We start from the raw sequence: 10,192 nt of genomic DNA, 5'->3' as shown, positions 1-10,192 counted from the left end.
CTCTGTGTCATCTTATGAGGGCGGTTGCGGATTTGAGGATATAATTGCCATTTGCATCCATCATCTCCATGGTAGGAGAGTAGTTCAAACCTACCCAAATAGGGTTAGATTGGTTCTGAAGAAAATCAGCACCTGAGTTGTCGGTCTGAGCCAGATTGATATCGGTGGTCATTTCCAACCAGTCGAATATCTTGTTGTGCATGTTAGCCTTGATAGCGTATCGCTTAGAGCTGGTATCTGTGATAACACCCTTCTGGTCCATATAGTTGGCAGAGAAGTAAGTCTGAGTTTTATCATTACCCTGAGAAACTGCTACCTTATAGTTCTGAGTGATACCTGTACGGAGCAGTTCGTCCATCCAGTCGATACCAGGCTTAGTGCCGTCAAGATAATCCTGCATAGCACCCTGAGATACACCCTTGTAATCAATCAAAGCCTGTGCATACTCCTTGGTTCCCATGACCTCTGGAATGTGATAAGCGCTTGAGAAACCTACGGAAGCATCGAATGTTACCTGTGTAGCACCAGCCTTACCGCTCTTGGTCTGTACCATCACAACACCATTGGCACCACGGGCACCATAGATAGCGGTAGAAGAAGCATCCTTCAATACCTGAATGCTCTGGATATCTTCAGGGCTGATACCCTCAAGACCAGTCTCACGAACGATACCGTCTACTACGTAGAGAGGGTCGTTGCTCTTGTTTACTGAGCTGGTACCACGAACACGAATCTTCATGGCTCCACCAGGAATACCACTTGACATTACCTGCACACCAGACATACGTCCGTTGAGGGCATCCTCAACACGTGCAACAGGCTGGTCCTTGAAACTCTTGCCGTCTAATACTGCAACTGAACCTGCTAAGTCAGCCTTCTTTACTGTACCATAACCGATGACTACAGTCTCTTCGAGCATGTTGGCATCGTCTTGCATGGTGATTTTTAATGGAGCACCATTCCATGTTACAGTCTGCGCCTTGTAGCCAATAGATGTAATGGTCAGTTTGGCACCTTTCTTTAAGTTAGAGAGCGTAAAGTTACCATCGATATCGGTAACAGTACCGCCTACCTGTCCATCAACTCTAATGGTAGCGCCAATAAGAGGTTCACCAGCAGGGTCGATGACATTACCAGTACAGGAATTTTGCTGTTGCGTAGCAGTTGCAATCAAGCTTTGGCTTGCTAACGCTGGAACGGCGCAAAGAGGTGACATAGTACCTAAAAGAGCCGCGAAATAAAAATTCACTTTTTTGTTCATAGGTGTAATTGTTTACGTTAGTTATTTAGATAATAATTTTGTTCTTTTTTATTTTTGCTTTATATCTGCCTGACAGATATTTCTATCTGTTTAGTAGGCAGCAATATTGTTGATGCAAGGGCAACCTCGGGCATCATCGAATACGATGCGAAGACCATTGGTTTTGATCTTGTCAAATCTGAGAATGCGCTTGTAGCCGATTGTCGTTGTCTCTTCCTTCTGATTGAGTTTCACCCAGTTCTTGTCTTGGAGATAATAGACAGTGAAGGCTTTTACCCGTTGTCCCAATGGGATGTATTCCTGAAGCATAAGGCGAGAGATTTCTTGTGTCTTGCCCAGACGGAATTCGATGCTTGCTCCTTTGATCGTTTTCGAAGCCCAGAAGGTGTCGTATTTCCCATCGGTCATGTTTTTGCCAATGTTTTTGCCTTGTTGGCTATCCGTTTTAGGAGTGATGCCTTTCAAGACATTGTTGGACAATTCTTGCTGTATCTTCTTGTGGAAGTTGACTGCATTGGCTGAGTCAATAGGATGAATGAGCCCATCTTTATTTACCGGAAAATTAAGCAAGAATGTGGCATTGTGCCCTACACTTCTATAATAAAGATCACATAACTGGTCAACGGTTTTGACCTTGCTGTCCTCAGTTTCGTGATAGAACCATCCTGGTCTGATGGATACATCACATTCTGCGGGGGTCCATTGATCACCATTTTCCCAGCCGAATTGCAGTTGCTTGTAGTTTTTATAGCCTGGATATACGGTATTGGAAGGAATCATAGACCAGCAGGTTTCACCTGCAAATCCGTTTTCGTTTCCTACCCATCTGCACCCTGGTCCGCCATCACCGAAAATAGTGGCATTTGGCTGGAGACTATCTACAATCTGGAAGATTTTAGGGAAGTCGTAGTAGTGCTTTCTGTCGATGGTTCGTTTTTCCTCTGCTCCTCCGTACCATCCATCTCCTCCGTTGGCTCCATCAAACCAGATTTCGAAGAGTTCACCATAGTTGCTCAGCAGTTCCTTGAGTTGGCGCTGGTAGAGTTTCAGGTAATATGGTGAGCCGTAACTGGCCTGATTTCTGTCCCAAGGTGAGAGGTATATGCCGAACTTCAATCCATATTTTTGGCAAGCTTTGGAAAGTTCTCCCACGACATCACCTTCACCATTCTTATAAGGAGTGTTTCGGATGCAGTAATCTGTCGTATGGGTTGGCCAAAGACAGAAGCCATCATGGTGCTTTGCAGTGATGATGACCCCTTTCATACCTGCAGCAGCAAGTGTTCTTGCCCATTGCTCGCAGTCCAATTTCTTGGGATTGAAGGTTTTTACATCCGAGTTTCCGTATCCCCATTCTTTGTCATTGAAAGTGTTCAATCCAAAGTGGATGAAAGCGTATGTTTCCATTTTCTGCCATTCTACCTGTTTGGTAGTAGGAGTTGGTTGCACAGGCTCCAGTGACTTGGATGTCTTTTGTGCCGAAATTGCCAGTGTTGAGATTCCCAACATCATGGCAATCAGAAAGCATTTTCTCATGTTGTTTCGGTTTAAGTTATTTTTTCTCGTACACAATGTATCTTCTCATACCTTTATATATAGAGAGATAGATTTATATTTAATCAGGTTTTTGTTGATTTTTGTTAGTCATGTATATATAGTTGTCAGTTAGAGAGAGGTATTTGCTAAGCATAGAGTAATCTGTATCTTGCCATGAGACAGGCTCCCACTACGCCCGCTTGACCTTTCAGTTCGGAGGTTACAATCTTAGAATCCTCGTTCATGACGTTGAGAGAGAATCTCTTGATGCCCATTCTGATAGGCAATGTCAGATAATCTCCTGTAGCCGACATTTCGCCTCCGATGACCAGCATTTCTGGGTTGAAGATGTTGATGATTCCTGCCAGTTGTTTTCCCAGTTCATCTGCAACATGTTGCAGGATAACTAAGCTAAGCACATCTTCTTTTGCGATGGCGTCCAGAATATCTTGTAAGTTTAACTCTTCTTTTCTGTTTACCACCTTGTCTGAAAGTATGGATTGTTTTCCTTCCAGAAGTGCTTCGGTCAATTTTCTTTTCAGTGCTCTGCCAGAAGTTTCAGTTTCTATGCAACCGATTTTTCCACAGTGGCAGATGATGTTGTTGTTGTAGCCAGGTGTATGTCCAAATTCACCGGAATATCCAGACTTTCCATAATAGAGTTTACCGTCTATGATGATTCCGATTCCGAGACCCCAGCACACATTCACAAAGATAATGTCTTTCATTCCTTTACTGCAGCCTTTGATGTATTCTGCATAGGTCATGCTTCTGGTGTCGTTTTCGATGCAAACCGGCAAATTAATCATTTCTGATATTTCCGTTGCCAAAGGTTTTTCGGTAAATGTAAACATATTGTATGCCGTTCCTTCAAAAGGATTAACGCGTTCTGCTACATTGACACAGACATTTAGTATTTCCTCTTTCTTGATAGGAAGACTGTCTATGAAATCATTGATGATGCTTCCGAGTTTTTCCAGATTCTCCGGAGTGTTTTCGTAACAGTAGGGAATTTTTGTCTTTTCCACTATCTGGTTGCCGCAGAAATCACTTGCAGAAAGTGCCAGACTGTCCATTTCCGGATTGGCACCTATAAAGTAACCTGCCTTAGGCTTCAAACCGTAAAGCATTGGGATGCGCCCCATGGCAGTTTCCTTCTTTCCGAATTCTTTGACTATTCCCACTGTCATCATCTCATTTAAGGCGCTTGTCGTGGTTGGGAGACTTACTCCTATACTCTTAGATATTTCCGGGATAGTGGAATGTCCGTGAGATATAAAATGCTCCAAGATTTTCTTAGGTATAGTAGCTTTTTTACCTATATTCTTAATATATTTTATTATCTCTTGTTTCATAAGTAATATTTTTTATTTGCAAAGATAAAGCTTTTATTAATACGTGCAACATTTTTGTAGTTAATAAACATTAAATATGTTCATTTCTTTGCTTTTTTATTATTTTGAGGCTGTTTTTTAGCCCCTACACCTTATTTATATATATAAGTAAACTTTAGAGTTTCTATTTTAAAGTCCTTTTTATTAAAATTCTTATGATAGAAAATAGTCTCACTCTTTCCGTGAGTTATTTTGTTCCTTTGCACGTAAATATCTGATAATATGGCAAATATACACTTATCTGCATAAAGATGACAAGATACGAAAAAGTATTGGTGTTTTAGATTTATTAACCATAAAACCTTTGAAGTAACACAAAAAACATATATCTTTGCAAAATAAAATATTTTATTAAAATATTGGCAACTAATAAAAGATATTAGAAAGATTAAAACCTCATATTTGAATAACTAGATCAAACTAACAACTGAATACGATATGAATCAGATTAAAAAACTATTTCCAGCATTCGCCCTCATGGTTTACTTGGGGATGAATCCTGTGTGTTCTTTGGCTGCAGAAGTCAATGTGATTCCAATACCAGTCAAACTCACCCAACAGCGTGGAGAATTTATTTTGCCTTCCAGCCTTGGTATTTCCTACAATACAGAGGAAGGTAAAGCGATAGCTGGTTATCTGGCAGGCAAGCTCAAGACTTCTACTGGATATGAGGTCAATGTGGGCAACAAGAAGGGAAATATCTCTATCATTATCAACCCTTCGATGAAAATGAATGAGGAGGGCTATCGCCTTCAGGTTACTGCCAAGGGAGTGGTTATCAAAGCTAAGACTGGCAAGGGAGCCTTCTATGGTATGCAGACCTTCCTGCAGTTGTTGCCAGCGGAAGTGGAAAGTACTTTTCTGGTAAAGGGAGTCAAATGGGTGGCACAATGTTGTGATATCGAAGACTATCCTCGTTTCGGTTATCGTGGTTTCCATCTCGATCCATGCCGTCATTTCATTACTGTACAGAATGTGAAGAAGCAGATTGACCTGATGGCTTCTCTCAAGGTCAATACGATGCATTTCCATCTGACGGAAGATCAGGGCTGGCGTATTGAAATCAAGAAATATCCTAAACTGACTTCTATTGGCGGTTATCGCAAGGAAGGCGATGGCTCTATCTATGGAGGTTTTTATACACAGGAGGAGATTAAGGATATCGTGGATTATGCTGCCAAGCGTTATATGACGGTGATTCCTGAGGTGGATCTTCCTGGACACATGATGGCGGCTATTGCTGCTTATCCGGAATTGTCCTGCAAGGGAGAGCAATGGACTCCAAGAATGGTTTGGGGTATCGAGGACATCGTGATGTGTCCCGGCAAGGAATTGATGTTCCATTTCCTGGATGATATCTTCAAGGAAATGGTGCCGCTCTTCCCTGGTAAATATTTCCATATAGGTGGCGACGAGTGCCCGAAAAACAGTTGGAAAACCTGCCCTACTTGTCAGAAGCGTATTGTTGACGAGCATCTTCAGGGCGATGGCAAGCACACTGCAGAGGAAAGACTGCAGAGCTACGTCATCAAGCGTGTAGAAAAGATGCTGGAGAAGTATGGTAAGAAAATCATCGGATGGGATGAAATTCTGGAAGGTGGATTGAGTGAGAATGCTACCGTCATGTCTTGGCGAGGTATTGATGGAGGTATCGAAGCTGCTAAGCAAGGGCATGATGTTATCATGACTCCTGGTTCTGGTGGGCTTTACCTTGACCATTATCAGGGCGACAGTAAGATAGAACCAATCACGATTCCAAGCAGTCCTGTCTATCTGGCCAAAACCTATAGTTTCGACCCTGTTCCTGATGTAATCCGCAAGGCTGGACTTGATAAGCATATTTTGGGTGTGCAATGCAACAACTGGTCTGAATATATGTATTCCAATGCCAAGATGGAGTATATGATGTATCCTCGTGCCCTGGCACTCTCTGAGGTGGCCTGGTCGCCATTGAGTCGTAAGAACTTTACGGATTTCAGCAAGCGAGTGGATGCTAACCTCGTAAGACTTGATGAACGTTGTATCAAATATCATCTTCCTCTGCCGGAGCAGCCATACGGATCCTGCGATAAAGTGGTGATTACCAAGGATACTACAGTAACCTTTACCACTTCTCGTCCGATGAAAATGGTCTATACACTGGATGGTACGATGCCTACTCCTGAGTCTTTGGTCTATACTGCTCCTATCCCTGTAAACCATGATTGTATCATCAATATTGCTACGGTTTTGTCTTCTGGTAAGATGAGTCGCATCAGAACCATCCAGGTGGAGAAACAGAATTATGCTCCTTCTGTTGAAGTGAAAGATGTAAAGCCGGGTTTGGAGATGAAGCGTATCAAGGGGTATTATCATCATGTGAATGACTTAGAATGGACGGATGGCGTCTGGGAAAATTCTGTTATCCGCAACTTTGGCGAAATGAAATTGAAGCAGGCTGACGATGCTCGCACTCTGCGTGGAGAGAATGGTTATGCTTCTATTGCTGAAGGATATGTGATGGTGCCAGAGGATGGTGTATATTATGTTTCTTCCCGTGCCGACCAGGTTTGGATTGACAGTAAGTTGCTTATCGACAACTCCAGCGAAGTGAAGAGTATTTCCCATCGTGACAACTGCGTAGCTTTGGCTAAGGGGTTACATCCTATCAAGTATGTCTTCATAGCCAATATTACTGGTGGCTGGCCTTCTTGGTGGAACGGACTCAACCTGCAGATGCGCAAGGATAATTCCAAGGAATTTGCGGATGTTGAAGATAGTCAACTGTTCCATTAAATATATAATAAGGTAAAACCTGTTTTTAAATCATAAATATTCATGAATATGAACAAAAGAAATTTCATGTTTCTTGCCCTATTGGGTGCCATGGTTCTTAATGGGCATGGCGAAGTAAGGGCGCAAGATGCCAACAGATGGCATAATGTAGATGTCAATCAGCAGAATCGTGCTCCTCGCCGTGCTGCGTTCTTTGCTTTCGAGAATCAGGATAAGGCTCAGGCTTTCGAGAAGAAAAATTCAGCCAACTACCTTTCGATGGAAGGCACTTGGAAATTTAATTTCGTCAAGGACTACAACAAGCGTCCTGTCAATTTCTTCGCTACCAACTTTGATGATTCTCAATGGAAGGATTTTCCTGTACCGGGCTTGTTTGAACTGAATGGCTATGGCGATGCTACTTATAAGAATATCGGTTATGCCTGGGCTACCCAGTTTGACCCAAATCCTCCTTATATCAGCGAACTCAACAACTATACGGGTTCCTATCGCCGCACCTTTGACCTGCCTAAGGACTGGAAGGGAAAGGATGTATATTTCCATGTAGGTTCTGCTACCAGCAATTTGACTCTCTGGGTGAATGGCAAGTATGTGGGATATAGCGAAGACAGCAAGGTGGCTGCAGAGTTTAATATCTCCAAATATCTGAAACCAGGCAAAAACCTCATTGCTATGCAGGTGATGCGCTGGTGTGATGGTTCTTATTTTGAGGATCAGGACTTCTGGCGTTTTACAGGAATTGCCCGTGAGGTATATCTCTATGCCCGTCCGAAAGTTCATGCAGCTGATATCCGTCTGGATGCAGGTTTGGAAAATCAATACCGGGATGGTGTCCTGAACTATCAGGTAGCCTTGAAGGGTGGTAAGACTGATGTTACTCTTACATTGTGTGATAAGGATGGCAAGAAGATTGCTGAGGCTTCTGGTGTACAGGGTACTATTAAGGTGCCAGGGGTGAAGGCATGGACTGCAGAAACACCTTATTTATATAAGGCATTCATTACTTTGAAAAATAAGCAGGGTGTATCGGAGGTTATTCCTCAAAAGATAGGTTTCCGCAATGTGGAAATCAAGAATGCACAGCTCCTGGTCAATGGCAAGCCTGTCCTGATCAAGGGTGCTAACCGTCATGAAATAGATCCTGATGGTGGCTATGTGGTCAGCGTGGAGCGCATGATTCAGGATATTAAGATTATGAAGCAGTTGAATATCAACGCTGTTCGTACCTGTCATTATCCTGATGATCCTCGCTGGTATGACCTCTGTGATGAATATGGAATCTATGTGACTGCTGAGGCAAACCTTGAATCTCATGGTATGGGATATGATGAGAAATCTCTCGCCAAGTTCCCTGAATACCTCCAGACTCATATTGAGCGTAACGAGGGTAATGTGAAGACTTTCATCAACCATCCTTCCATCATCGTATGGAGTTTGGGTAATGAGTGTGGCTATGGCATCAACTTCGAGAAGACCTATGACTGGGTGAAAGCCTATGATCAGACTCGTCCTGTGCAGTATGAGCGTGGTGGATATGACAGTAAGACAGATATTCATTGTCCGATGTACATCGACTACGAGGAGAGTGAGAAATATTGCAAGAGTGATGGCGTAAAACCTTATATCCAATGTGAGTATGCTCATGCGATGGGTAACTCAGAGGGCGGTTTCAAGGAGTACTGGGATCTGATTCGCAAATATCCTAAGTATCAGGGTGGATACATCTGGGACTTTGTAGATCAGGGTCTGCGTGACAAGAGTCCAATTACAGGCAAGGAAATCTTTACCTATGGTGGCGACTATGGGCGTTATCCTGCCAGTGACTACAACTTCAATTGCAATGGTATCATTGCTCCAGACCGCCGTTTGAATCCGCATGCCTACGAAATCCAGTATTGGCATCAGAATGTATGGATCAAGGATCTGGATGCCGTGAATGGTGCTTTCAATATCTATAATGAGAATTTCTTCAAGAAGATTGACGACCTGCACCTTACTGCAACTATCTATGCTAATGGTGTGAAGTTATCTACTGTTGAGATTCCTGAGACTAAGGGTATTGCTCCTCAGACTACTAAAATGGTGAAGAGTGATGCTTTGAAGTATGCTATTGCTGAAGCAGAGTCTGAACATGGTAAGGAGGAAATTACAGTCAATTTTGCCTTTGCCAGCGATGGTACGGAACCATTGGTAGAGAAAGGACAGGTAATGGCCCGCCAGCAGTTTGTCATCAATGAATATCAGTTTAATAAGGTAGATACTCCTATTGCGGCGACTTCTACTAAGATTTCTGGTAAGAAAGGGAAACTCCAGAGTACCAGCAATATAGAGTTAGAGGAAACCAATAGCTATGTGAAGGTTTCTGCCAAGAGAATGTCGGTTACTATAGGCAAAAAGACGGGTTTGATTGACTATCTTGACGTGGACGGTGAGCCTATCTTGAAATTCCGCGAGAGCATGAAGCCTGAATTCTGGCGTGCTCCTACTGATAATGATTATGGTGCTTCTTTGCAGAAGGAGTTGAAGGTTTGGAAAAATCCTGTAATGAACTTGAAGTCATTCGACAAGAGTGAGATGAAGGATAGTGTTGTTTTGACGGCTACCTTTGAAATGCCTGAGGTGAAGGCTGAGTTGGTACTTCGTTATCGCATCAATGCGGTAGGTGAGGTTTCTGTTACCGAGAAGATGACCACGGATAAAGCGGCTAAGATAGCTGACTTGTTCCGATATGGTATGGTATTGGATTTGCCTGCATCATTCTCTAAGTTGGAATATTATGGCCGTGGCCCGGAGGAGAATTATATCGACCGTCATTCTTCTACCTTTATTGGCAAATATGAGTCGGATGTAAAGGATGAGTATTATCCTTATATTCGTCCTCAGGAGAGTGGCAACCATACAGATATCCGTTATTTCTCCATCTTCAATCCAGCATCAGGCAAGGGTATTACTTTCGAGGGGTATGCTCCGATGGAGTGCAGTGCCATTCCTTATTCTATTGAGGATTTGGATTCTGGCGATGAAAAAGAGCATGCTTGGGGACAGCATAGCGGTGATTTGGTTGACAAGGGCTTGACACAGGTACATATCCAGCAACGCCAGTACGGCTTAGGTTGCATCGACAGCTGGATGACTAAGCCTATGGAGAAATACCGCATGCATTATGGCGACCGCGAATTCCGCTTCGTCATCAAGGCAAAGTAGTTTTATTTTCAAGAAGTCATAT

4 protein-coding genes and 1 pseudogene are annotated in these 10,192 nt (G+C 43.0%); 2 read left to right on the top strand and 3 right to left on the bottom strand.

What is annotated here, in order from left to right:
- Positions 1-7: 7 nt before the first annotated feature.
- From DW917_RS11210 to DW917_RS11200, 3 genes and pseudogenes are all read right to left on the bottom strand, one after another.
- Positions 8-1,249 (bottom strand): SusC/RagA family TonB-linked outer membrane protein, encoded by a 1,242-nt coding sequence (locus DW917_RS11210; RefSeq protein WP_233524713.1) that lies wholly within the window; start codon positions 1,247-1,249, stop codon positions 8-10.
- Between the two features lie 105 nt (positions 1,250-1,354).
- Positions 1,355-2,797, bottom strand: a pseudogene (locus DW917_RS11205) (alpha-L-fucosidase); the annotation flags it as partial.
- A gap of 146 nt (positions 2,798-2,943) precedes the next feature.
- Positions 2,944-4,152 (bottom strand): ROK family transcriptional regulator, encoded by a 1,209-nt coding sequence (locus tag DW917_RS11200; RefSeq protein ID WP_187349103.1) that lies wholly within the window; start codon positions 4,150-4,152, stop codon positions 2,944-2,946.
- 486 nt (positions 4,153-4,638) lie between these two features.
- On the opposite strand from DW917_RS11200, the gene DW917_RS11195 reads away from it, so the two are divergent.
- Entirely contained in the window at positions 4,639-6,966 is a 2,328-nt protein-coding gene (locus DW917_RS11195; protein WP_370453533.1) for a family 20 glycosylhydrolase, read from the top strand.
- A gap of 66 nt (positions 6,967-7,032) precedes the next feature.
- The gene (locus DW917_RS11190) at positions 7,033-10,170 is read left to right on the top strand and encodes a glycoside hydrolase family 2 TIM barrel-domain containing protein (RefSeq protein ID WP_233524714.1); all 3,138 of its coding nucleotides are present in this window, start codon (positions 7,033-7,035) and stop codon (positions 10,168-10,170) included.
- Positions 10,171-10,192: the final 22 nt, after the last annotated feature.

This window comes from Prevotella sp. AM42-24, assembly GCF_003461825.1.
GTDB lineage: Bacteria > Bacteroidota > Bacteroidia > Bacteroidales > Bacteroidaceae > Prevotella > Prevotella hominis.
Note: the sequence above shows the minus strand (reverse complement) of the source record. Positions and strands in the feature narration are given on the sequence as shown.